Raw genomic sequence first — 22,263 nt, forward strand, 5'->3', positions numbered from 1 at the left:
CGCCGGTCAGATCCCATCCGACCGGCGGCCCTCTTCTCTCTTCTCAGGTCGTCCCCCTTCCATGATCAGGCTTGTTCTGACCAGGCTCGCCGGCTTCGTGCTGACCCTGTTCGCGGCATCCGTCGTGCTGTTCGTCACGATCAACGTGCTTCCCGGATCCGCCGCGAAGTCCGCGCTCGGCATTCATGCCACCGCGCAGGCGATCCAGCGCTTCGAGGCGCAGCATGGCCTCGACCGGCCGCTGGTGGTCCAATATGCGGAGTGGCTCGGCCGCATCCTGCAGGGCGATTTCGGTACGTCTTTCCAGAACGGGGTCGCGGTCGGGCCGGAGTTGCTGAAGCGCCTGCCGGTGACGCTGGAGCTCGCAACCTTCGCCTTCATCATCGCCAATCTGATCGCCATCCCGCTCGGCGCCTGGGCGGCGCGGCGCCACCAGAAGGGCGCCGATCGCTCGATCACCTTCCTGGCGACGATCCTCGGCGCGATACCGAATTTCTGGCTGGCGACGCTGCTGGTGCTCGTCTTCACGCTGACCTTGCGCTGGCTGCCGCCCGGCGGCTTCACGCCCTTCACCGTCAATCCGGTAATGAACCTGAAGCAGATGATCATGCCGGCCCTGTCGCTCGGCGTCGTCTCGTCGGCGCTGCTGATCCGAATCATGCGCGCCTCGATGCTCGAGGTGCTGTCGACCGACTATGTCCGCACCGCCGAAGCCAAGGGCGCCAGCAGCCGGACCATCGTGTTCCGCCATTCGATGCGCAACGCCTTCATCCCTTATCTGAACGTCGCCGCCGTCGAGTTCGGCTTCCTGTTCGGCAGCGTCGTGGTCATCGAGGACATCTTCCTGCTGCCAGGCGTGGGTTCCTTCGTGCTGGTCGGCATCATCAACCGCGACTATCCGGTGCTGCTCGCCAGCGCGCTCGCCATCACGCTGTTCGTCCTGACGCTGAACCTGCTGGTCGACCTGATCGCCAGCCTGCTCGATCCGCGTCAGGTCAAGGCGAGGAACACCTGATGGCTGCCGCAGCAGGCTTCGATTTCCGCCGCTGGCGGCTGGTACTTCTCGGCGGGCTTCTGGTCGGGATCGTTCTCTTCGCCGCGATCTTCGCGCCCTGGGTCGCGCCCTATTCGCCGTTCGATCTCGACGTCACCAAGATGCTGCAGGGGCCGAGCGCCGCCCATTGGCTCGGCACCGACGAGCTTGGCCGCGACGTGCTCTCGCGCGCCATCTATGCCGCCCGCATCTCGATGCAGGTGGCGCTGCTTGCCGTCACCGTCGGGCTCGTCGGCGGCACGCTGATCGGCATGACGGCCGCCTATTTCGGCGGTCTCGTCGAGCAGGCGCTGATGCGGGCCATGGACCTGCTGTTCTCCTTCCCAGCCATCCTGCTCGCCGTCGTGCTGATGGCGAGCCTGGGCACCAGCGTGCTGAACGCGATGATCGCCATCGGCATCGTCTTCATCCCGGGCTTCTCGCGGCTCGCCCGCGCCTCGACGCAGGCGGTGCTGCGCCAGCAATATATCGAGGCGGCGCGCTCGATCGGCATGAGCGATTTCCGCATCATTTTCCGCGAGATCCTGCCCAACATCATGGCGCCGCTGATGGTCGAGGCGGCGGTCGCTTTCGCTTATGCGGTTCTGCTCGAATCCGCACTTTCCTTCCTCGGCCTCGGCGCACAGCCGCCGGATCCTTCCTGGGGCAACATGCTGAGCACCGGTCGCGGCTTCATGGCCCAGGCACCGTGGCTCTCGATCGTGCCCGGCATGGCGATGTTCATCTGCGTGCTCGGCTTCAACCTGCTCGGCGACGGCCTGCGCGACGTCACCGATCCGCATATGAGGGAGTGACCGACATGGACATCCGCTCCCGCGCCCTGGAAAACGGGCGCCCGACACTCCGGATCCGCGACCTCACCGTCGATTTCCCGAAGCGAAACGGCTCGTTCCGGGCCGTCGACGGCGTGTCTCTCGATGTCTGGCCCGGCGAGATCGTCGGCGTCATCGGCGAATCCGGCTCCGGCAAGACCATGACGGCGCTGTCGACGCTGCGCATGCTGCCGAAACGCGCCGTCGTCTCCGGTTCGATCGAGCTCGGCCAACGCCGAATCCTCGACTTGTCGCCGGCCGACATGCGCAAGCTTCGCGGGGACCGCCTGTCCTTCATCCCGCAAGACGCCATGCGGGCGCTGAACCCGACTATGCGCGTCGGCCGCCAGGTCGGCGAGCCGCTGGTGCTGCACCGGAACCTGTCCTTCAAGACCGCCGTTTCCCGTGCGGTCGATCTGCTCAGGGCCGTGCATGTGCGGGAACCGGAACGGCGGGTCGAGGACTATCCGCACGGCTTTTCCGGCGGGATGCAGCAGCGCGCCATGATCGCCATGGGGCTGGCGCTCGAGCCGGAATTGATCATCTCCGACGAGCCGACCACGGCGCTCGACGTCACGGTGCAGGCGCAGGTGCTGAAGCTTCTGAAGGAGATCCGCGACCGCGAGGCAACGTCGATCCTCTTCATCACCCATGATCTCGGCGTCGTCGCCGAGCTCTGCGACTGGGTCTATGTGATGTATCGCGGCCAGATCGTTGAGCAGGGCTCGGTCGAGCGCCTCTTCACCGAGCCACGCGACGACTACACGAAGATGCTGCTGGCCTCGACGCCGACCCTGTTTCCGAGGGAGGCGGCGATATGAGCGACACCGTCATCCAGGTCGCCGGCGTGACGAAATCCTTCGTGCGCGGCGTCAACGCGGTCGACGACGTGACGTTGTCGGTGGCACGAGGCGAGACGCTCGGCATCGTCGGCGAATCAGGCTCCGGCAAGTCGACGCTGCTCCGGATGATCCTGCGGCTGATACGCCCGAGCGCCGGCTCCATCGCGCTGGACGGGCGCGACGTCTGGGCGGCATCCGGTCGCGATCTCAAACAGGCGCGCCGCCAGATGCAGGCGGTGTTCCAGGATCCCGCCTCCTCGTTCAACCCGCGCCAGAGCATCGGCGCGATCCTCGCCGCGCCGCTCGAGGTCCATGGCATCGGCGACCGCGCCTCGCGTGCCAAACTTATCGGCGAGACGCTGGAGCGGGTTGGCCTGCCGGCAACGACCGTCTCGCGCTATCCGCATCAGCTTTCCGGCGGCCAGCGCCAGCGTGTCGCCATCGCGCGCGCCGTCATCATGCGGCCCGCCGTGGTGCTCGCCGACGAGCCGACCTCGGCCCTCGACGTCTCGGTGCAGGCACAGGTGCTGAAGCTCTTCCGCGAGATCAAGGACGAGCTGGGCCTGACCTCCGTCTTCGTCAGCCATAATCTGGCGGTGATCCGCGAGGTCAGCGATCGCGTCGCCGTGATGCGGCATGGCAAGCTGATCGAGATCGGCACCGCCGAGCGCGTCTTCGCCTCTCCCGAGAGCGACTATACGAGGGCACTGATCGACGCCGTCCCCGACCCCTTCCGCCGCTTCCGCGCGCCCGTTGAACTGGAATCCGGATCATGATCGAGCTGAATACCTTCTCCATCTCCGCCCGCTGCCCGCGCACCGGAATGCTCGGCGTCGCCGTCTCGACGGCGGTGCCGGCGGTCGGCGGCATCTGTATCTTCGCCGATGCCGGCGTCGGCGCCATCGCCACCCAGTCGTGGGTGAACCCCTATCTCGGCATCGACGGGCTGAAGCTGCTGCGCGAAGGCCTGTCGGCGCCGGAAGCGCTCGCCAAGCTGATCGCCGAGGATCCCGGCCAGGCCGATCGCCAGGTCGGCATCGTCGACAATCAAGGCCGCACGGCCGCCCACACCGGCAGTTCCTGCGTCGACTGGGCCGGTCATATCGAGGGCGACGGCTTTACCGTCCAGGGCAACATGCTGGTTGGAGCCGCCACCATCGACGCCATGGCGGAAGCAGCCACCCGCAGCGCCGATTTCGACCTGCACGAACGGCTGATGCTGGTGCTGGAGGCCGGTCAGGCCGCCGGCGGCGACAAGCGCGGCAAGCAGTCGGCGGCGCTCAAGGTTTTCAAGAAGGAAGCCTTCGCCTGGCTCGACATCCGCGTCGACGAGCACCGCAACCCGGTCGCCGAGCTTCGACGCGTGTTCGAGGTCGCCAAGCACCAGCTGCTGCCCTTCATCGACGGCATGCCGTCGCGCGAGGACCCGATCGGCGGCATTCCCGCCCCCGTCACCGCCATGCTGATGACGCCGCCGCCCTACCGGCCCGGCGGCAGCGGCGGCGCGTGACGGCGAGAGACGCAGCCCGAAACAGTGATTAGCATGACCAAGACCCAGACCACCCGCGAGATCCTCGCCGATCTCGTCGGCTTCGACACGACCAGCGCCCGCTCCAACCTCGCCTTGATCGAGCATATCCGCGCCTATCTAGCCGGACATGGCGTGACCGCCGAGGTCTTCCCGTCGACGGATGGCACCAAGGCCAGCCTGTGGGCGACCATCGGCCCGGCCGGCCCGGGCGGCATCATCCTTTCCGGCCATACCGACTGCGTTCCGGTTGAGGGGCAGGCCTGGTCGAGCGATCCCTTCACGCTGACCGAGCGCGACGGCCGCCTCTACGGCCGCGGCGCCTGCGACATGAAGGGCTTCGACGCCGCCGCGCTGGCGATCGTGCCGGAACTGGTCGCCGCAAAACTGCAGCGCCCCGTCCACATCGCGCTTTCCTATGACGAGGAAGTCGGCTGTACCGGCGTGCGCGAAATGATCGCCATCCTGCAGGAGCGCGGCGAGGCGCCCGCCGCCTGCCTGGTCGGCGAGCCGACCAGCATGAAGGTCGTCGTCGGCCACAAGGGCGGGCGCGGCTATCGCTGTCACGTCACCGGCCAGGAGGCGCATTCGAGCCTGGCGCCGCGCGCCGTCAACGCGATCGAATATGCGGCCGAACTGATCGTCTTCCTGCGCGATCTCGCCGGCGAACTCGCCATCGGGCCGCGCGACGAGGAATATGACGTCGTCCACACCACGATCTCGACGGGCCTGATATTCGGCGGCACGGCCGTCAACATCGTGCCGAACGCCTGCTCGTTCACCTTCGAACATCGCAACCTGATCGAGGTCGATCCCGAGACGATCATCGCCCGCATCCGGGATTTCGCGGAGACGAAGCTGCTGCCGGAAATGCGCGGCCGCGCCCCGCAGGCGGACATCACCTTCGAGCAGATCTACGATTATCCCGCCCTGGCGATCGACCCATCCCACCCGCTCGTCACGCAACTGAAGAACGTCGTCGGCCACAACGGCCACAGCAAGGTCGCCTATGGCACCGAGGCGGGACTGTTCCAGCGCGACCTCGGCGTGCCGACCGTCGTCTGCGGCCCAGGTTCGATCGACATGGCGCACAAGCCGGACGAATATGTCTCGATCGAGCAGTTGGACTGCTGCGACGCGGCGCTCCGCAAGCTGCTGCTGTGACGGCAGGGGCGGCGCGCCCCTCGCTCCTTTAACCTGATGAACTTAGGTCAATCGACAATACCCTTCAGAGCCGTGTCAGCATTGAAACGGAGAGACTCGATTTTGTCGCTGTCGAGCGGGTAGCAGATCGAGACGATCTTCATGCCATCCTGGATGGCGTCGGGCTGGTTGGTCCGCATACTCTTGCAGTGCGACATGGACTGGACGAACGGCATCACCACGACCTGGGTGCGGGTCCCTCAAGGACGAACACGCTGAGAGCAGGGCATACATTCAAGCGCTCTCCGGGTTGCGCACCGACTGCCGGTTGCGCTCCCGAACGTGCTAGGACGGGATGGCAGGGGTGCCTGGTCCTGACGATCCACTTTCAGAACGAGAGCCATGAACTCCGACAAGCCGACCCTGACCCAGGTTCAGATCATCCAGTCGCTTGCCGAAGCCCTGTCGTAGTTCGAGAAGGAGATCAGCTGGGGTCTCAGTCCTGGTGAGCTCAACCATCTGACCGGACGGATCGGCGAACTCTACGCAGCCATGATCAAGCGCGGGCAAATGGCGCTCGATACCAATCAGCACGGATATGATGTCGTCTCAGCCGCCAATGAACGGATATCGGTCAAGACCATCACGACCTCGACCCACGTCAGCTTCAATCAGAACACGCTCCACTACGTCGACCGGATCATGGTGCTGCGGGTGAATGTCGATGACGAGAAGGGTGTCTCGGTTGAGGAGTTGCTCGACACCTCCGTCCAGGACGCCAAGCCGCTCTTGCGCACACAGGGCGGCAAGCTCGTCTATCCGATCTTACGCGGCAAGCAGGAGCAAAGACCGGTCGAGGATCTAGAGGTCACCGCCCGCGCATCCGTCGCCGATCTCGAGATCGTTCAATACGAAAGCGGCGCGATCCGGATCTATCGCAACGGCCAGACCGTGCCGGAGGCAGTCAAAGCGCAGCTGAGACCGATCGCGACGGAGATCGGCGTGGATCTGTTCAACGTCCGACTATAGGGGGCATGAGCCCGGTCCCATCCGACGGCGCAAGCCCCGAGCGGAAGAGCAGATTTCCCGACCGCGCCGCCGGCGCGAAACTGCCGACCGGAGTGGGCACCGGGGGCAGCGCAATGCCGAGGCGCGCAAGATTATCCGACACGGGCATCAGAATATCCCCATCACACGATCGCCAGCCGGGACGACCTAGGGTCGCCCCGGGGCCGATGCCGGTCACGCCTAGCGCAGATCGGAAAATGCTGTGGCGACGAAGAGTTCGGACTGCAGACCCGTCAGCTTGCCGGAACCTCCCGGCGGCGGCCAGATGCCCTCCTTGCTCGCCTGCGCCCGCGCCCTCATGCGGTCCTCGATTGTCTTGTAGGGCCAGATGTGGACCATCTTCTGCGGCCGGCCTTCGACGGAACCCATTACCATCAGGAGTTTCGACATCTCGTTACGGCGATCGACGATCTTGCTCCAGGCCTCAGCCGTTTCCGGCAGGCCGCCCGGCGCGATCGTGTAGGTGCGGAATTCGTAGAACGGGCCGAACTCCCCCGGCTCGATGGGCCTGGCGAAGGGCAGCGGCTCGAACGCGGTGCTGCTGACACCGCCCAGATAGGCGCCGATACCATAGGGATTTTCCGTCTTCATCAGCCGCGCCCGCTCTTCCGCCAACGCCTCGGCGCTTTCATAGGCGGTCAGGAAATTGAAGCGGTTGAGCACGCCGAACTCGCAGGCGAAGCAGCCGAGCGGCGTACCGGTGCTGGAGAAGCTCTTGTAGGTCTGCGGCAGCAGCGGCAGCACGGCGCCCAACGTGTTGGGCAGAAGCGACAGGGTCGTCAGGTCGTACAGCATCATCGTTCCCGGGACTAAGAGGCTTTGCGGCTTTTCAAACTCGCCAACCGTTGGTACACCATCAGAATGCCAAGTGCACGCCAAATTTGGCGACGGCGCTATTCCCTTAAACTGCCGGAGGAAACAGGATGTACGAACTCGTCATTTCGGGTCGTGTGGTGACGCCCGACGGCATAATCGAAGAGGGCTGGATTGCGGTTCGCGGCGAGACGATCGCCGCCATCGGTGCAGGTGAGGCGCCGCCGGCGACGCGCCGGCTGGACTATGGCTCGGCCTATCTGCTGCCCGGCATCATCGACGGCCAGACCCATGCCGGCAGCCAGACAGGCTTTCCCGGACTCCTGCCGACCACGAAGGCGGCCGTGATCGGCGGCGTGACCACCATCGTCGACATGCCCTATGATCACCCCGAGCCGGTCACTACCGGGGCTGTACTGGCCGACAAGATCGCCGCCATCGGGACCCATGCGCTGTGCGACGTAGCGCTCTATGGCACCGTGCCGCCGACGCCAGATCGCGCCCAGATCGCAGATCTCATCGCCGGCGGTATCTGCGCCTTCAAGATCTCATCCTTCGAGGCGCATCCCGAGCGCTTTCCGAGGATCGGAAACGCCGCGACGCACCAGCTTCTGGAGGCTGTCGCCGGATCGGGGCTACCGGTCGGACTCCACAATGAGGACCAGGAGATCGTGCGCGCCCTCGCCACGCAATTCATCGCCGAGGGCAAGACGGGACCAGAACACCACAGCCCGAGCCGTCCCGAATTCGCGGAACTGACGGCGACGGCGAACTTCCTCGAACTCGGCGCCACGACTGGATCCCATCTCCACATCGTTCACATATCAACTGCGAAAGGCTTCGATCTCGTCACGGGCTATCGCCAGCGGGGCGTCATGGCGACCGCCGAGATGTGTGTGCACTATCTGCTCTTCGACGCCGACGCAGACATGACGCGCCTCGGCGGGCTGCTGAAGGTCAACCCGCCGATCCGGTCCGGCCAGTGCGAAGCCCTCTGGCAGGTTCTGGAGGCGGGCGATGCCACCTTTGTCTCGTCGGATCACAGCGCCTGGCCGATCGAGCGCAAGCAGAACGCCTCGATCTTCGACGTAGCGGCCGGCATGCCAGGCCTGGAAACCCTCCTCCCGGCCTTCTTCACCGCCGCGGCCGCCCGCAAGGGCACCGACGCCGCAGCCCGAATGACAGCCTCGCTGCTGAGCGACAAGGTGGCCGAGTTCTTCGGCCTGGCGGGCAAGGGACGGCTGCAACCTGGATATGACGCCGACATCGCCGTGCTTCAGCCGACGACCAGTGTCCACGAACTCCAGGCGTAATGCGGACGGCCCCGGCTGGAGCGCCTATGACGGCATGCGTTTCGCGGCAGAGCCGGTCGCGACCTTCGTACGGGGACGCCAGGTCTGGGACGGCGATACGGTCGCGGATGCGGCCGGTCATGGGCGTTTCATCGCCAGGACGACGGCCGGATCGGCACAAGCCCACGCAGCACCCGCTCTCCCGAACTGAAGACGAGGCATGCGCGCGATCGACTCGCGCATGCCTGGAGGCGCTAGCGCCTCGTGCCGGACAGCCGACCGATCAGTGCCAGCTTCACGGCCTCGATATGGTTGGCCATGGCAATGCGGGCGCGCTCCGCGTCGCCGCTCTCGATGGCATCGAGCAGCAACAGATTTTCCTCGATGCTGGCGCTCGGCTCGACCGACTTGCGATAGGCATTGAAGACATGGGTGCGGCGGCGCAGATCGCGGATCATCGACGCCATCAACTCGTTGCCGGCGGTATCGGCGATCTCGCCATGCAGCATGTCGTCGACTTCCCAGATCTCGCTGAGAGTCGGCTTCGGCTTCTCGCCGAGGTTGAGCAGGGCGACGCGGATGGCGGAGAGCCGCTCGGCCGGAATGCGGCCGGCCGCGAGCCGCGCCGCTTCAGCCTCGAGCAGTTGGCGGACATTGAGAATGTCGACAAAAGCTTCGGTCGAGAAAAGACTGACGATCACGCCGCGATTGGGCTGCTTGTAGACGAGCCCTTCGGCCTCCAGCCGCCCGAGCGCTTCGCGGATCGGCGTGCGCGAGGCCTTGAGCTGCTCGGCCATCGGCCGCTCCGCGATGACGTCACCGGGACGCAGTTCGCCTCGGATAAGCAGATCCATCAATTGACCATAGACCTGTTCGGTCAGGTTGGGACGGTCCGCAGCGATGCCGGGTTCCAGGCCCGATTCTTCGATTTCACCCAAGGGCGACTCCCAGTGTTGCTTTGCGCTGTCATATCCCGCCCTGTTGCCCTTTGGAAGACACGAGGAATGGCTTCGGTATGCCAGCGCGGAAGCAGATCCGCGCCCGGCGGGTTCGCCCAGGCTGTGCGGCGGCAAACGGGGATGATGCCGCGCGAATTGCCCAAAGATCCTTAGCTCAATATTCCGGCCTTCCGGCGCAGCGAGAGACTTGCAATTTAGAACAAGACCGGCAATACCTATGGTATACCAATGGCGTGCAGATAGTCCGCCAAAGCCATAGGAGAGCCCGATGCCCATAGAACCTTGGCGAGCAACCTGTATCCAGATGAGCAGTGAGCGCGCCACGCAGGCGCCGGATGACAAGGCTGCCGTCGCACTGATCCAGCGCAATCTGGACCGCCTCATCGGCCTGATCGAAGCGGCCTGCGCTTCCCGGGACAAGCCTGATCTCGTGGTGTTTCCCGAGTTCGCCCTGCAGGGCCCGCCGCTGGGTATGGGCGTCGTCGACTGGATCGCGCGCGCCTGCATCACCATTCCCGGCCCCATCACCGCGCCGCTGCAGGAACTCGCACGACGGCACAAGATCTACATTTCCGGCAATGCCTTCGAGGCCCCATCCGAATGGCCCGGGCGTTACTTCAATAGCTCGTTCCTGATCGATCGGAACGGCGAGATCATCCTCAACTACCGCCGCATCAACACGGCTGCCTTCCCCTCCCCGCATGATTTCATGAGCGACTACATGGCGGCGACGCCGGAGGAAGAGGTGTTCCCGGTCGTCGAGACGGAACTGGGCCGGCTGGCGCTGATCCCATGCGGAGAGATTAACGTACCGGAAGTCGCCCGCGTCTTCATGATGCAGGGCGCCGAGGTAATCCTGCATCCGACGAACTCGAAATACAGCGTCGGCCAGGAGGCGGCCAAGGTCGCACGCGCGGTCGAGAACATGTGCTACCTGGTCAGTGCCAATGTGGCAGGTCCGATCGGCTTTTCGCCTGATAATTCGATCCAGGGCGGCCGCTCGCACATCATCGACCACCACGGAGAAACCCTGGCCTTCCAGGAGGACGCGGAAGAAGGCGTCGCCGTCTCCGCGATGATCGACGTCGAGACGTTGCGTGCCGATCGACGCGCCGATACCGGCATCCACAATCCGCTGCTCTGGGCGCGGTTCGAGATGTATCGCCCCTTCTACGAGCGCGCCCGGTTCTATCCGGCAGATCACTTCCGGGAATCCCCCATGACGGACACCGACCAGACGCGCGGCGCCATCGAGATCGCCCGCGCCAATCTGGAAAAGCTGCGCGTCCTGCAGCCCCTGAACAGCTGAGACTGAGGAGAGCACCATGATCACCGCCGAAGAAAACGAACAGCTATGCCGCGTCGGCAAGGGAACGCTGATGGGCAATTTCTTCCGTCAGTTCTGGCTACCCGTGTGCCTTTCCTCCGAGCTCAAGGCGGACGGCGATCCCGTGCGCCTGATGATCCTCGGCGAGAAGCTCGTCGCTTTCCGCGACACGGAGGGACGGGTCGGCGTGTTCGATCACCGCTGCCCGCACCGCTGCGCCTCGCTGTTCTTCGGCCGCAACGAGATGGGGGGCATACGCTGCGCCTATCATGGCTGGAAATTCGACGTTACCGGCAAGTGCCTCGACCAGCCCAATCTCGAGGACAAGTCGAAATATCCCGCCGGCACGCCGGCCATCGCCTACCGGGTTCAGGAATCGGGCGGCCTCGTCTTCGCCTATATGGGCGAGCGTCAGGAAAATCCGCCGCCCCTGCCGGAGATCGAGGCGATCATGGGCGAAGGCCATGACGCCAACATCGCGCTCACCCATCGCGACTGCAATTACATGCAGGCGCTCGAGGGCGACGTCGACACCTCGCATCTCGGCTTCCTGCATGTCGGCGGCATTGACGGCGACAAGCTCGACCTGAGCGATCCCGAGGTCTTCACCGTCACGGAGAAGGCGCCCAAGATCAACGTGTCGGTGATGCCGTTCGGCACCATGTATTCGGCACAGCGCAATGCTTATGAAGGCACCGAACACCACCGCTATGCCAGCTATATCTTCCCGATCTGGGTCACCTACCCGTCAGGCATGATGGACGACAATGTCACCGTCAATGCCTGGGTGCCGATCGACGACGAGAGCACGATGATCTTCAATATCGACCTCGGCCGCGTCCACGGACGCCGGAAGAACATGAGATACAAGGATGGCACGCTGGTCGGCGGCCTCGCCCGGCCGCTCGAATACCTGCCTACGACGACCGACTGGAAGGGCCGGTGGCGGCCGGCCAAGGACGCCTCGAACGATTTCGGCATCGATCGCGAGTGGCAGCGCAATGGTGACAGCTATACTGGCATCGTCGGAATCCCGCTTCAGGACCAGGCGATCCAGGAAAGCATGGGGCCGATCGTCGACCGCACGATGGAGCATCTGGCAGCCAGCGACCGCATGGTCATCCTGACGCGTCGCGTCATGCTCGACGCCGCCAAGGAATATGCCGAGAGCGGCAAGTTGCCGGACGTCGTCGACCAGCCCGAACTCTGCCAGGCTGCGCGCGGCGGCGATATCGTCGTGCCGTACGGCACCGACTGGCTCGACGGCTACGAGGAGAAGATGGCTGCCATCAAGGGCTATCGCCCCAAACTCACCGCCGCAGAATGAGCGAAGGCGTTCAACATAGGTCCGACGCGACCTTCGCGCCGGACCCTGCATCGGGGGCGTTGGACCGGGCCGCCCCCACCGGCACGGACGGAGCGGCCGCCCTGCCGCTCCAGCTCCGCGTCAAGGCGATCCACTATGAGGCGCGCGGGATCCGCTCGTTCGAGTTGCGCGCCCCGGACGGCGCTCCACTGCCGGACTTCTCCGCAGGCGCCCATGTCGATCTCGCCCTGCCCGGCGAACTTTCCCGCAGCTATTCGCTGACCAACGCGCCGGGTGACCGCGACCGCTACGTCATCGCCGTCAACCGCGACGCGGCCAGCCGCGGCGGCTCAGCCTATCTATGCGAGACGCTGAGAGTTGGCGAGATCCTCTCCGTCATGCCGCCGCGAAACAGCTTCCCGCTGGTGGAGACGGATGGCGAGAGCGTCTTCTTCGCCGGTGGCATCGGCATCACGCCAATCCTGTCGATGATCCGGGCCATGGAGGCCGGCGCCGGCCGCTGGCGACTCTTCTACGCCGTGCGCGACCGCACCAGTGCCGCGTTCCTCGACGAGTTCGCAAAGCTGGAGGCCGTCCGGCCCGGCCGCGTTCATCTGCATGTCGACGCCGAGGCGGGGGCGGTCATGCCTATGGCGGCCCTCGCCGCCTCGGTCGCAGCCGACGCGCATCTCTATTGCTGCGGCCCGACGCCGATGATCGCAGCCTTCAAGGCCGCGACAACCGCACGACCCGAAGACCACGTCCATGTCGAGCATTTCGCAGGAACGGCGGAGAAGCCGACGGGCGAGTTCCGGATCGTGCTGTCGCGCAGCAAGAGAGAATTCGTCGTACCCGCTGGCAGTACCATCATGGAGGTGCTGATGGAGGCTGGCATAAAGGTGGCGCATTCCTGCCGCGAAGGCGTGTGCGGGACCTGCGAGACGCGCGTCGTAGAAGGCGTGCCCGACCACAAGGACAATGTCCTCTCGGCGCGCGAGCGCGCCTCCAACAAGCTGATCATGATCTGCTGCTCCGGCGCCAAGAGCGATCGCCTGGTCCTCGATCTCTGAACCCGATACGGCACAACAAAAAAGGCTCCGGTGCGCAGCACCGGGGCCTTCGCTTTGCGGGCCTCTCAGGACGCAGCGCGTACCGGCGATGAGAAATCGGCCAGACAACGCAGCAAACGATTGTTCAGGACTTCCAGCTCGCGGTGATCCTCGGCGGAAAGACGAGGTCCGGGAGAGCGCACATGGGCGGAGGCAATGGCACCGCGACGCCGCAGCATTTCCTTGCGCAACGCGATGCCGATCACTGGCTGTGCCTCATGGCGCAATAGAGGAAGATAGGCGTCGAAGAGATCTTCGCCCAGTTCCGTCTCGCCGCGCGCGAAATGGGCCACCACATCGACCAGCATTTCCGGATAGGCGAAGCCGGTCATCGCGCCGTTGGCCCCGCGGCGCAGCTCCTGGGGCAAATAGAGGCCGCCATTGCCGACGAGAATGCTGATCCGGCGCCCTTCGGCGGCGACCAGCCGGCTGAGCTTGCCATGGCCGGGACAGTCCTCGTGCTTCAGCATGACGACATGCTCATAGCAATCGACGAGGCGACGGATCGTGCCGACCGAGATATTGACGCCGGTGACGAACGGATAGTCCTGCAGCACCACCGGAGCATCGCCGAGCCGGTCCAGCACGTCGCTGAAATAGCCATAGACCTGTTCCTCGGTCCGCACCGTGTTGACCGGCGCCAGCATCAGGCCTGCTGCGCCTTGATCCATCGCCCGCGCCGCGAACTGCACGAGTGGGTCCGTGCCGGCGGCCGACACGCCGACGACGACCGGCACACGACCGTCGACGCGCTTCAGGTAGCGCGTCATGACGTGACGTGATTCATCCGCGTTCAGCTTGTGCGACTCCCCCATCATGCCGAGGATGGTGATGCCGCTCACGCCGCGCTCGAGATAGAAATCGACCACGCGATCAATGCTGGCCTCGTCAATCCGGCCGTCATCCGTGAAAGGCGTCACGGCGATCACGAAGACGCCGCTGGCGCTCTCGTCGAGCTTCTTGTTCATTGTCTTCTCCCTATGTCCCGGTCGATCGCAGGCATCCCCTCAAAGTTCCCCGCCCGGGACAGTCCGGTGCCGCCACGGGATCACGACACGTTCCAGTCTTTCGATGACCATGAAGAAGACAATGCCGATGACGGTGATCAGGATGATAGCGGCGAACTGCCGGGTGGTGTTGAAGTTCGAGGCGGAAACGAGGATCAGGTAACCGAGCCCTTTGTCAGCACCGATGAATTCGGCGACGATCGCACCGATGACGCAGAGGACCGTCGCGAGCTTGAAGCCCGCGAACATGTTGGGCAGTGCATGGGGAAGTCGGAACTTCCAGAAGGTCTGCCATCCGGAAGCGCCCATGGATCGAGCCAGATGGATCATTTCGCGCGACGCCGACTTCAGCCCCATGACGGAGTTGATGACGATCGGAAAGAAAGCCAGCAGCACGACGATGACGATCTTCGGTGCGAGGCCGTAGCCGAACCAGGTGAGGAGCAGCGGCGCGATCGCCACCTTGGGAACCGTCTGCGACGCGACGATCAGCGGATAGACCGAGCGCTCCATGAGGCTCGAATAGGTGATCAGGATTGCCAGCGGCACACCGATCACCACCGCAAAGGCAAACCCGATGACCACCTCGCTGGCGGTCATCGCAGCGTTCGGCAGCAGCCGGTGCCAATAGGCGCCAAACTCAGCCATGATCGCCGTCGGCGCCGGCAGGATGTAGGATGGAACCTTCAGTACGCTGACGGCAACTTCCCAAAAGACGAGCAGGATCAGCATTGCCCAGAAGGCCGGCGGAATCATGCCGATCAGACGATTGACCAGGCTGACACGAGTGACAGCGGGAGTATCCGCGATGATGGCCATGATTAGTACTCCTCTCGGAAGACACCGAGGCCCTGGAAAATTTTCGTCAACTCGCGCGTGTACTGGTTGAACTTCGGGTCCTCGCGCATTGCCAGGCGACGCGGCCGCGGCAGGTCGATCTCCATGATCTGCTCGATGCGTCCAGGACGTGGCGACATGACGACGACCCGATCGCTCAGAAAGATTGCTTCCGCGATGGAGTGCGTGATGAAGAGCACGGTCACGCCGCTATCGGCACAAAGCCGGAGCAGATCGATCTGCAATTGGTCGCGCGTCATGGCATCAAGCGCGCCGAACGGTTCGTCCATCAGGAGAAGCGGGGGGCGGTGCAGGAGGGCGCGACAGATCGAAACGCGCTGGCGCATGCCGCCCGAGAGCTCCTTGGGATAGGAGTCCTCGAACCCCTGCAGCGAGACCATCTTGAGCAGTTGCTTCGCCCGCTCGCGGGCCTCGCCGAGATCGGACTTCCGGATCTCGGCCTGGATCATGATGTTCTGCAGCGCGCTGCGCCATTCGAGCAGCACGTCCTGCTGGAAGACGACGCCAGCGTCGGAATTGGGGGCATCGATGTGCTTCTTGCCCACCGTGATGCGACCGCTGCTGACCGACATCAGGCCGGCGATCAACATCATCAGCGTGCTCTTCCCGCAACCGCTCGGGCCAAGCACCGAGACAAACTCTCCCGGCTTCACGTTGAGGTTGATATCCGTGAGCGCATGGACCGCGCCCTTCCGGCCATGAAAGGTCTTGGATACACCCGACACCGAGATGTAGGCATCGGCGGCTCTGATCGTGGTGTGTGGTGCTGGCATGACATTCATGGTGGTGTCGACGGCCTTTCGACCGATCCCCCTCTGCTGCCTCGAAAGGCATGTTGACTATCGGCGGCGGTCGCTCGCTAGACCGCGCGGATGGCGCCTCCGTCGACGCGGATCACGCTCCCGGTCATGTATGAGGCCGGAACACTCGCCAGGAACGCCGCCACGGCGCCGAATTCCTCGACCGTGCCATACCGGCCGGCGGGAATTGTCGCAGCGGAATCGCGGGCGACGTCCTCGAGGCTGCGGCCGGAACGCTGTGCCTGGGCGTTGTCGATCGATTGGGTCCGCGCCGTCGCGATGCGCCCGGGCGCCATCACATTGACCGTAACGCCGTCGGCGGCGACCTCGCCGGCCAACGTTTTCATGAACGCCACGAGCGACGAGCGAAGCGCGTTCGAGATCGGCAGATGCGGGATCGGCTGCACCACGCCGCTCGAAGCGATTGTGATGATCCGGCCCCAGCCCTTCGCGCGCATGGCCGGGAGCAGGGCGAGCGTCAGCTCCATGACGGGGCGGACCATCTTGTCGTACTGGGCACCCATCTCGGCGACCGCCACGCCGCTCGGCATTCCGGTCGGAGGCCCACCGGTGTTGTTGACGAGAATGTCGACATGTCGCCCGTCGTATCGCGCCGCGTCGAGGATGCGCTCGGTCGCCGTCGCATCGGCGAGATCGGCCGCGACAAAGTCGCACCGCTCCCGCTGCGCGTCCGGCAGTTCGGCGCGCGCCGTCTCCAGCCCGTCGAGCGAGCGAGCGGAGAGCGTCACGCTAGCGCCTTCGGCGAGCAAGGCCCGGGCTACGCCGAGCCCCAGGCCCTGGCTGGCGCCGAGCACGAGCGCGTGCCTGTTCTTCAGTCCGAGATCCATATCATCCACTCGTGTGGGGGCTGCGGCGAGCCGTTCCAAGCGCTCGGACACCGGTGCAACAATCGCGCCGGCGCCCGATTCCGTCACTCCTTCGGCAGATAGCTGCCGTCGTAGATCAAGTCCGGCGTCAGGCCGGGCTTCATGCCGCTGTATTTTTCGAGAAGGGAGATCGTCTGCTCGATGTCTTCCTTGGCGACCCAGCCGAAGATCTTGCCCTTGCTGGCCTTCGTCTGCCGGTAATCCGGCATGACCTTGATCTCGGCAAGGATCACGTCGCGATCCGAGTCCGGGCGCGCCTTCTTGATGATGTCGGCCGCGCCTTCCTGATCGGCATCGACGTCGGCCTTGCCCTTGATCAGCGCGGCCAGGAAGCCGCGCACGACGTCAGGGTTCTTCGCAAGGTAATCCTTACGCACGATGACGCTGCTGCCGAGGATATTGACGCCGTAATCGGCGAACAGGATCGGCTTCTCGATCGCCGCAAGCTTGGCGATTTTGTCACCGTCGGGACTGGCCCAGACGTTCACGAAATCAATGTCGCCCTTGAGCAAGGCCACCTGCTCGCCGCTGTTGATGATGATCGTCTCGAAACTGTCCATGTCGATGCCGTTGGCCTCGGCGAAGGCATTGATCATGCCGTCGGACAAGTTGCCCGCGTCGGTGCCGAAGCGTTTACCTACGATGTCCTTAGGCTTGAGGATGCCCGAGCCCTTCAACGAGACGATCGACGACGGATCCTTCTGCAGCAGGCCCGCGACGGCGATGAGTTCGTTGGAGCCGGAGGCCTGCGAAGCCTGAGCGGTGGCGCCGAGGCCCGCGATACCGATGTCGAAGTCACCACTGGCGACGGCCTTGATCGTCCCGGTACTGCCGTTGCCGTCGGTAATGGTGACGTCGAGACCCTCGGCGGCGAAGTAACCTTTATCAGCCGCGACGAAAGTCGGCGCGTCGACACCGCCCGTGATGTAGGCCAGGCGCAGGTTCACCTTCTTGAGATCCTGCGCGAGAACTGGCGAGAAACTGAGTACGCCGGCGATCGCCAGCGCCGCAATCGGTGCGGTAACCCGCATGAATTTCGTCATCTTTCGTTCCCCTGCTCCGCCTTTTTCGGCTTGGCATTCAAATGGTATGCCACGGGAATATCTGGAGTCAATCCAATCTGTCCCGCGTTTGTCCAGTAATTATGCTTGTCCATATTTTGAGCATAACGCTAGGAAAACGGCAGCATCGGCGGCGGCCGGAATCGATGCTAGGCCGTTCTCGGAACTAGGGATTTTCTGCTCGCACAGCGCCGCCGCGACCTTGGTGCCGCAGATTGCGTCAACGTCCGTTCAGCCGATACCAGGGCTCTGAACTCGGCAGTTCCCAGTCCCGGTAGAATTCTTGAATATGAGGCAGGAGAAGGGTTGAAAGGTGACCCCGGGTTTGTTCGTCCGGACGATCGGGCCGATCCAGATCCGCCGCGAGCCGATCGAGCGTCGCGTCCCTGTCGACGAAGGTAAAGCTACCGTCGCGATAGACGACGCGCCCCTCGATCATGGTCGCCCTGACATGCTCGGTCTTGGCGCGATGGATCAGGGCCGTGACAGGCGCAACGGCTTCGGCCGTGAACGGCCGCGTCATGGCGCGATAGTCAAGCACCGCCATATCGGCCCGCTTGCCGACGGCGATCGAGCCGATTTCGGCGCCGAAGCCGCAGGCATTGGCGCCATTCTCCGTCGCCATGCGGAAAATCTGCGCGGGCGTCAGCGGGGTTTCATAGAGGCCAGGCACACAATGGAGATGTTTGACGAGCCGCATCTCCTGCAGCATGTCGCGATCGTCATTCAGGCCCGCCTCGTCGATGCCGAGGGCAACCGGAATGCCGCGCTTGAGGAACTCGCTCACGGGGGCGATGCCACTACGCAGCCTCAGGTTCGAGCTGGCATTGTGGCAGATGCAGACGCCGTGACGATGAATGAGATCGAGATCATTTTCGTCGACCCAGGTCCCGTGACCGAGAGTCAGGTGCGGTCCCAGCAAGCCGATATCGGCCAGATGGGCGACGGAAGACTTGCCGAAACGGCGCTGCGAGAAGGCGTGCTGGTAGACCGTCTCCGACAAATGAAGGTGGATGCCCACGCCATATTTGCGCGCCCAGTCGGCGGTCAGCGCCAGCAGCCGATCCGATGCGCGCTCAAGGTTGATCGGCGCGAGCCAGAGCCGAACCAGCGGGTCCTGCGCGCCGCCGAAGCGCTCCATCATCGGACCAAGATAGTCCGCCTCGAAGTCTTCGAGCCGAAAGTGCGAGCGCTGCAGGAAAGCAGCCGTCTCGTCGCGTATCTCACCCGGCAGCGAGGCGACGAAGATCTCATCGTCCTGGTAGACCAACCGATGCTGGTCTCGATTGCAGCAGGCATAGCTGACCCGCATGCCGATATCGCGATAGGCGTTGATGACCGCGTCGGCGCTCGCCACCCAGCCGGAGACCGGCGCGGGCTGCATGCGGCCAAGATGCTGCACGGCGGTGACGCCGGAGGCGATCAGCTCGAAGGCCGAATAGAGCGTATCGAGATAAGGATCGGGGCTGCGGTGACGCCACTGGTGCGTCAGCCAGAGTTCGAGCGGCAGATCGGGGCTGCCGAGTTGCACCGGCGTCATGCCGACATGATGATGGCCGTTGACCAGACCCGGGATAACGAGACTGTTGCCGTCACCAATGACCTCGACGCCGGGGTGGCGCGCGGCGAGATCGGCGAAGGCGCCGATCTCCGTGATCCGTCCTGCAACCTGCAGGACACCGCCGTCATTCAGCGTTTCGACGTTGTCGTCGTCGATCGCGCGCAGCAGCACGTGGCGCCCCCGCACGATCGATGTCCCGGGCTCGTGCCGGCTGGCTCCCTGGCCGATGATCATGCCCGCCTCCCCCGTTGTCTGCTAGCGCAGGATGCCCGCCTTGGTCGCATTGGCGATCGCGGCTTCGTGCACCGGCACGAGATCGGCGAGCGTAGTGATCGGCTTTTGCAAGAGCGCGTTGGCGGGATAGATCTCCGCCGCCGCGAAGTGCGACTGATACATGTGCCAACGCGAGCGCAGCAGCGAATTCCCCATGCCGGTATCGCGCCGCCCCGCCTGCAAGGCCTCGATATCGATCATCGCGCTCGCCGCAACGCTCTCGTCAGAAGCGGCCTCGAACGCCAGGTAATTGCCGTTGTAGTCGACGATCTGCGACTGGCCGCCTTTCTCGTCCCCCGTTAGGGAAAAGCCGATACCGCCGGCGACGTTGGTGCTGATCAGGTAGCACATGTTTTCCGCTGCCCGGCAGATCTTGGCGGCCTCCGAGCGCGCGCTGATTGGCTCGTTGGAGGGGTGCAGCAGCACTTCCGCACCCCGCATCATGAAGACGCGCGATAGCTCCGGCACGATGATCTCGCCGCAGGGGAAAATGGCCAGTCGCCCCAGTTCGGTATCGGCGACCGGGAAAATGCCGTCCTCGCCATAGGCGGCGGTGTATTCGTCGAGAATGTCGTGCGGCGAAGTCCAACTGGCCGTGTTGATGCGCCGGTAGCGCAGAATCACCGCGCCGTCGGGATCGAGCAGGAAGGAGGAATTGAAATAGCGGTCCGGCCAGCGCGGATCGACCTCGAAATGATTGCCGGCGACGTAGATTCCGAAGCGGCGCGCCACGTCGGCCAGTCGCTCCGTGATCGGACCGGGGATCGTGGCGCAGGCGCGCTCGATCCAGTCCCGGACCGGCGTCGCGCGAGGCGGGCCCTGGAACGCGAATTCCGGCAGCACCACCAGCCGCGGCGGTGTCGGCCCTGTACAGGCCGCCTCGATATGGGCGATCGCGTTCGCGAGGTTGCCTTCGATGATCGTCCAGGCCTCCTCACGGGTCGTGGCATCACTCGCCACGACGCTTCCGATCTGAATGCAGGTGGCGCGCCAAGGCTGGATAGCCATTTCGATCTCCCTATGCAGAGCTGACTCTTTGGGTACCCCAATGGAATACCAATGGAACACAAATATCGTCAAGACCGGTAAATGATGCTTCTTTCGGCATGAGATGACGAAATGCCAATCATTGACACTCGGTATGTCATTGGTCTACCACTCGAAAAACGAGGATATTCATGGATCTGCACATCGCCGCAGTCGAGACGTCCGGGCGTAACGCCCGAGGCACTGCCGAGGTCAGCCTGAGTGACTTCGCCTATGCCCAGATCCTGGAGCTGATGCTGGCGGGGAAGCTTCAGGCCGGGGCGGTCCTCCAGGAACGAAAGCTTGCAGAGATGCTGATGATCTCCCGCACACCCGTGCGGGAAGCGCTCGGCCGGCTGGAGACCGAGTCGCTAGCCACGCGCGGCCAAGGGCGCGCGCTCGTCGTCTGCGACGTCGGCGTCGAGAAATATGTCAGCCTGCTGGACCTGCGGCGAATCCTCGAAATCGAGGCTGCGGCTCGCGCAACCGGCCGCGTCACTGTCGAGAAGGCGGAAGCGGTGGCGGCGGCAATCGATGTCCTCGTCCAGTCCCCCCAGACCACGCCGGCACAACATTGGAAAGTCGATGAAATGGTGCATGGCACGATCGCGGAGGCAGCCGGCAATCCCATGCTCGAGGCGGCGATCCGCGACCTCCGGCGCCGAACCCACATCTTCAACACGTCGCGAATACCGCATCGTATGCTGCCGGGTGCGACGGAGCACCTCGAGCTGCTCCACGCCGTGACCGGCGACGATCCGGAGAGATCGCGCCGCCTGATGGGCCAGCATCTCGACAATGTCCGCGATGCGATCATCGACTTCATCCTGGGGACAAGACGAACATGAGCGCCATACTGATTGCCGGCGCCAATCGCGGGATCGGCCGGGAATTCGTCCACCAGTTTACCGACGCCGGCTGGACCGTGCTGGCGACGGCGCGAGATGCAAACGGACAGCAGATACTTGCAGAGGCCGGAATCGAAGCCCTTCAGCTCGACATCACGGATGACGCATCGATCGCGGCGCTGGCCGAAGCGCTCCGAGACGTCGCGCTCGACGCAGTGATCGCCAATGCCGGCATATCCGGGGACGTCACGCTCCCGACCGAGGCGGTGACATGGCCCGAAATGCATCGGGTCATCGACACCAACGCGCTCGGCGCGATCCTGCTCATGGCCGCCCTAAAGCCCAATCTGTTGGCCGGCGAGCGTCGCCTCGCTATCGGTATGTCGAGCCTCATGAGCTCAATCGCCTCAAACAACTGGGGCACGCAATATTGCTATCGCGCCTCGAAGACGGCGCTCAACGCGATGTGGCGGTCCCTCGCCGACGAATGGCGGGAGGATGGCATCACCTGCGCGCTGTTGCGGCCGGGCTTCGTCAAGACGGACATGACCGATCACCAGGGCATGGAGGTCGCGGTCAGCGTCGCCGGGATGCGCGCCGTGGTCGAACGCCTGACGATCGCCGATACCGGCCGCTGCATCGGCTTCGACGGAATGGACGTTCCATGGTGACGGCAGGAGAAGTACGCG

General features: G+C 64.3%; 23 protein-coding genes. 13 read left to right on the forward strand and 10 right to left on the reverse strand.

The window, feature by feature from the left end; genetic code table 11:
- The first annotated feature begins 61 nt into the window (after positions 1-61).
- Genes ACHMWQ_RS01840 through argE form a run of 6 tightly spaced genes read left to right on the forward strand, consistent with a single transcriptional unit; the run spans position 62 to position 5,400 of the window.
- Positions 62-1,015, forward strand: coding sequence for an ABC transporter permease (locus ACHMWQ_RS01840; RefSeq protein ID WP_396306180.1), 954 nt, complete (start codon positions 62-64; stop codon positions 1,013-1,015).
- Entirely contained in the window at positions 1,015-1,848 is an 834-nt protein-coding gene (locus ACHMWQ_RS01845; RefSeq protein ID WP_396306181.1) for an ABC transporter permease, read from the forward strand. Before ACHMWQ_RS01840 ends, ACHMWQ_RS01845 begins: the two co-directional genes overlap by 1 nt.
- 5 nt (positions 1,849-1,853) lie before the next feature.
- Positions 1,854-2,687, forward strand: coding sequence for an ABC transporter ATP-binding protein (locus ACHMWQ_RS01850; protein WP_396306182.1), 834 nt, complete (start codon positions 1,854-1,856; stop codon positions 2,685-2,687).
- Positions 2,684-3,484 carry an ATP-binding cassette domain-containing protein gene (locus ACHMWQ_RS01855; RefSeq protein WP_396306183.1) on the forward strand — a complete coding sequence of 267 codons (801 nt, stop codon included), beginning with the start codon at positions 2,684-2,686 and terminating at the stop codon, positions 3,482-3,484. The genes ACHMWQ_RS01850 and ACHMWQ_RS01855 overlap by 4 nt, the downstream gene beginning before the upstream one ends.
- Positions 3,481-4,218, forward strand: a complete 738-nt coding sequence (locus tag ACHMWQ_RS01860; RefSeq protein WP_396306184.1) for a DUF1028 domain-containing protein — start codon at positions 3,481-3,483, stop codon at positions 4,216-4,218. The genes ACHMWQ_RS01855 and ACHMWQ_RS01860 overlap by 4 nt, the downstream gene beginning before the upstream one ends.
- 33 nt (positions 4,219-4,251) lie before the next feature.
- Positions 4,252-5,400: an acetylornithine deacetylase gene (gene argE, locus ACHMWQ_RS01865; RefSeq protein ID WP_396306185.1), complete on the forward strand. Its 1,149-nt coding sequence runs from the start codon at positions 4,252-4,254 to the stop codon at positions 5,398-5,400.
- Positions 5,401-5,447: 47 nt separating this feature from the next.
- On the opposite strand, the gene ACHMWQ_RS01870 is transcribed toward argE, so the two are convergent.
- Positions 5,448-5,615, reverse strand: coding sequence for a hypothetical protein (locus ACHMWQ_RS01870; protein ID WP_396306186.1), 168 nt, complete (start codon positions 5,613-5,615; stop codon positions 5,448-5,450).
- Between the two features lie 283 nt (positions 5,616-5,898).
- On the opposite strand from ACHMWQ_RS01870, the gene ACHMWQ_RS01875 reads away from it, so the two are divergent.
- Positions 5,899-6,408 carry a hypothetical protein gene (locus tag ACHMWQ_RS01875; RefSeq protein ID WP_396306318.1) on the forward strand — a complete coding sequence of 170 codons (510 nt, stop codon included), beginning with the start codon at positions 5,899-5,901 and terminating at the stop codon, positions 6,406-6,408.
- Positions 6,409-6,627: 219 nt separating this feature from the next.
- Here ACHMWQ_RS01875 and ACHMWQ_RS01880 read toward each other — a convergent pair whose 3' ends face one another.
- A complete protein-coding gene (locus ACHMWQ_RS01880; RefSeq protein WP_396306187.1) occupies positions 6,628-7,242 on the reverse strand; it encodes an NIPSNAP family protein in 615 nt (204 codons plus the stop codon).
- A 128-nt stretch (positions 7,243-7,370) separates the two neighbouring features.
- Between ACHMWQ_RS01880 and ACHMWQ_RS01885 the strand changes: the two genes are divergently transcribed.
- Entirely contained in the window at positions 7,371-8,573 is a 1,203-nt protein-coding gene (locus ACHMWQ_RS01885) for a dihydroorotase family protein (protein ID WP_396306188.1), read from the forward strand.
- A gap of 233 nt (positions 8,574-8,806) precedes the next feature.
- Here ACHMWQ_RS01885 and ACHMWQ_RS01890 read toward each other — a convergent pair whose 3' ends face one another.
- A complete protein-coding gene (locus ACHMWQ_RS01890; protein WP_396306189.1) occupies positions 8,807-9,490 on the reverse strand; it encodes a GntR family transcriptional regulator in 684 nt (227 codons plus the stop codon).
- Between the two features lie 289 nt (positions 9,491-9,779).
- On the opposite strand from ACHMWQ_RS01890, the gene ACHMWQ_RS01895 reads away from it, so the two are divergent.
- The 3 genes from ACHMWQ_RS01895 to ACHMWQ_RS01905 are packed head-to-tail and all read left to right on the forward strand — an operon-like array spanning position 9,780 to position 13,214.
- Complete coding sequence (locus ACHMWQ_RS01895; protein WP_396306190.1) at positions 9,780-10,820, forward strand: nitrilase-related carbon-nitrogen hydrolase; 1,041 nt, start codon at positions 9,780-9,782, stop codon at positions 10,818-10,820.
- Between the two features lie 16 nt (positions 10,821-10,836).
- Positions 10,837-12,165, forward strand: coding sequence for a Rieske 2Fe-2S domain-containing protein (locus ACHMWQ_RS01900; RefSeq protein WP_396306191.1), 1,329 nt, complete (start codon positions 10,837-10,839; stop codon positions 12,163-12,165).
- A gap of 59 nt (positions 12,166-12,224) precedes the next feature.
- The gene (locus tag ACHMWQ_RS01905) at positions 12,225-13,214 is read left to right on the forward strand and encodes a PDR/VanB family oxidoreductase (protein WP_396306192.1); all 990 of its coding nucleotides are present in this window, start codon (positions 12,225-12,227) and stop codon (positions 13,212-13,214) included.
- Between the two features lie 65 nt (positions 13,215-13,279).
- Here the strand turns inward: ACHMWQ_RS01905 and ACHMWQ_RS01910 are convergent, their stop codons facing one another.
- The 7 genes from ACHMWQ_RS01910 to ACHMWQ_RS01940 all read right to left on the reverse strand — a co-directional run bounded on the left by ACHMWQ_RS01910 (position 13,280) and on the right by ACHMWQ_RS01940 (position 20,708).
- Entirely contained in the window at positions 13,280-14,221 is a 942-nt protein-coding gene (locus tag ACHMWQ_RS01910; protein WP_396306193.1) for a dihydrodipicolinate synthase family protein, read from the reverse strand.
- Positions 14,222-14,260: 39 nt separating this feature from the next.
- A complete protein-coding gene (locus tag ACHMWQ_RS01915) occupies positions 14,261-15,079 on the reverse strand; it encodes an ABC transporter permease (RefSeq protein WP_396306194.1) in 819 nt (272 codons plus the stop codon).
- A 2-nt stretch (positions 15,080-15,081) separates the two neighbouring features.
- On the reverse strand, positions 15,082-15,900 hold the full coding sequence (locus ACHMWQ_RS01920; RefSeq protein ID WP_396306195.1) for an ABC transporter ATP-binding protein: 819 nt from the start codon (positions 15,898-15,900) through the stop codon (positions 15,082-15,084).
- 77 nt (positions 15,901-15,977) lie between these two features.
- Positions 15,978-16,766, reverse strand: a complete 789-nt coding sequence (locus tag ACHMWQ_RS01925) for an SDR family oxidoreductase (protein ID WP_396306196.1) — start codon at positions 16,764-16,766, stop codon at positions 15,978-15,980.
- An 83-nt stretch (positions 16,767-16,849) separates the two neighbouring features.
- A complete protein-coding gene (locus tag ACHMWQ_RS01930) occupies positions 16,850-17,848 on the reverse strand; it encodes an ABC transporter substrate-binding protein (protein ID WP_396306197.1) in 999 nt (332 codons plus the stop codon).
- 238 nt (positions 17,849-18,086) lie between these two features.
- The gene (locus ACHMWQ_RS01935; protein ID WP_396306198.1) at positions 18,087-19,661 is read right to left on the reverse strand and encodes an amidohydrolase family protein; all 1,575 of its coding nucleotides are present in this window, start codon (positions 19,659-19,661) and stop codon (positions 18,087-18,089) included.
- Positions 19,662-19,682: 21 nt separating this feature from the next.
- A complete protein-coding gene (locus ACHMWQ_RS01940) occupies positions 19,683-20,708 on the reverse strand; it encodes a nitrilase-related carbon-nitrogen hydrolase (protein WP_396306199.1) in 1,026 nt (341 codons plus the stop codon).
- 170 nt (positions 20,709-20,878) lie between these two features.
- Here ACHMWQ_RS01940 and ACHMWQ_RS01945 point away from each other — a divergent pair, with 170 nt between their 5' ends.
- Both ACHMWQ_RS01945 and ACHMWQ_RS01950 read left to right on the forward strand, forming a co-directional pair.
- Positions 20,879-21,574, forward strand: coding sequence for a GntR family transcriptional regulator (locus ACHMWQ_RS01945; protein ID WP_396306200.1), 696 nt, complete (start codon positions 20,879-20,881; stop codon positions 21,572-21,574).
- The gene (locus tag ACHMWQ_RS01950) at positions 21,571-22,245 is read left to right on the forward strand and encodes an SDR family oxidoreductase (RefSeq protein ID WP_396306201.1); all 675 of its coding nucleotides are present in this window, start codon (positions 21,571-21,573) and stop codon (positions 22,243-22,245) included. The genes ACHMWQ_RS01945 and ACHMWQ_RS01950 overlap by 4 nt, the downstream gene beginning before the upstream one ends.
- The last annotated feature ends 18 nt before the right edge of the window (positions 22,246-22,263 follow it).

It is taken from the genome of Kaistia sp. UC242_56 (assembly GCF_044452255.1).
Classification (GTDB): Bacteria; Pseudomonadota; Alphaproteobacteria; order Rhizobiales; family Kaistiaceae; genus Kaistia; species Kaistia defluvii_A.

Coding starts and splice junctions, on each gene's coding strand:
- ACHMWQ_RS01840 (WP_396306180.1), top strand. CDS start 62: ATGATCAGGCTTGTTCTGACCAGGCTCGCCGGCTTCGTGCTGACCCTG.
- ACHMWQ_RS01845 (WP_396306181.1), top strand. CDS start 1,015: ATGGCTGCCGCAGCAGGCTTCGATTTCCGCCGCTGGCGGCTGGTACTT.
- ACHMWQ_RS01850 (WP_396306182.1), top strand. CDS start 1,854: ATGGACATCCGCTCCCGCGCCCTGGAAAACGGGCGCCCGACACTCCGG.
- ACHMWQ_RS01855 (WP_396306183.1), top strand. CDS start 2,684: ATGAGCGACACCGTCATCCAGGTCGCCGGCGTGACGAAATCCTTCGTG.
- ACHMWQ_RS01860 (WP_396306184.1), top strand. CDS start 3,481: ATGATCGAGCTGAATACCTTCTCCATCTCCGCCCGCTGCCCGCGCACC.
- argE (WP_396306185.1), top strand. CDS start 4,252: ATGACCAAGACCCAGACCACCCGCGAGATCCTCGCCGATCTCGTCGGC.
- ACHMWQ_RS01870 (WP_396306186.1), bottom strand. CDS start 5,615: ATGCCGTTCGTCCAGTCCATGTCGCACTGCAAGAGTATGCGGACCAAC.
- ACHMWQ_RS01880 (WP_396306187.1), bottom strand. CDS start 7,242: ATGCTGTACGACCTGACGACCCTGTCGCTTCTGCCCAACACGTTGGGC.
- ACHMWQ_RS01885 (WP_396306188.1), top strand. CDS start 7,371: ATGTACGAACTCGTCATTTCGGGTCGTGTGGTGACGCCCGACGGCATA.
- ACHMWQ_RS01895 (WP_396306190.1), top strand. CDS start 9,780: ATGCCCATAGAACCTTGGCGAGCAACCTGTATCCAGATGAGCAGTGAG.
- ACHMWQ_RS01900 (WP_396306191.1), top strand. CDS start 10,837: ATGATCACCGCCGAAGAAAACGAACAGCTATGCCGCGTCGGCAAGGGA.
- ACHMWQ_RS01910 (WP_396306193.1), bottom strand. CDS start 14,221: ATGAACAAGAAGCTCGACGAGAGCGCCAGCGGCGTCTTCGTGATCGCC.
- ACHMWQ_RS01915 (WP_396306194.1), bottom strand. CDS start 15,079: ATGGCCATCATCGCGGATACTCCCGCTGTCACTCGTGTCAGCCTGGTC.
- ACHMWQ_RS01920 (WP_396306195.1), bottom strand. CDS start 15,900: ATGAATGTCATGCCAGCACCACACACCACGATCAGAGCCGCCGATGCC.
- ACHMWQ_RS01925 (WP_396306196.1), bottom strand. CDS start 16,766: ATGGATCTCGGACTGAAGAACAGGCACGCGCTCGTGCTCGGCGCCAGC.
- ACHMWQ_RS01930 (WP_396306197.1), bottom strand. CDS start 17,848: ATGACGAAATTCATGCGGGTTACCGCACCGATTGCGGCGCTGGCGATC.
- ACHMWQ_RS01935 (WP_396306198.1), bottom strand. CDS start 19,661: ATGATCATCGGCCAGGGAGCCAGCCGGCACGAGCCCGGGACATCGATC.
- ACHMWQ_RS01940 (WP_396306199.1), bottom strand. CDS start 20,708: ATGGCTATCCAGCCTTGGCGCGCCACCTGCATTCAGATCGGAAGCGTC.
- ACHMWQ_RS01945 (WP_396306200.1), top strand. CDS start 20,879: ATGGATCTGCACATCGCCGCAGTCGAGACGTCCGGGCGTAACGCCCGA.
- ACHMWQ_RS01950 (WP_396306201.1), top strand. CDS start 21,571: ATGAGCGCCATACTGATTGCCGGCGCCAATCGCGGGATCGGCCGGGAA.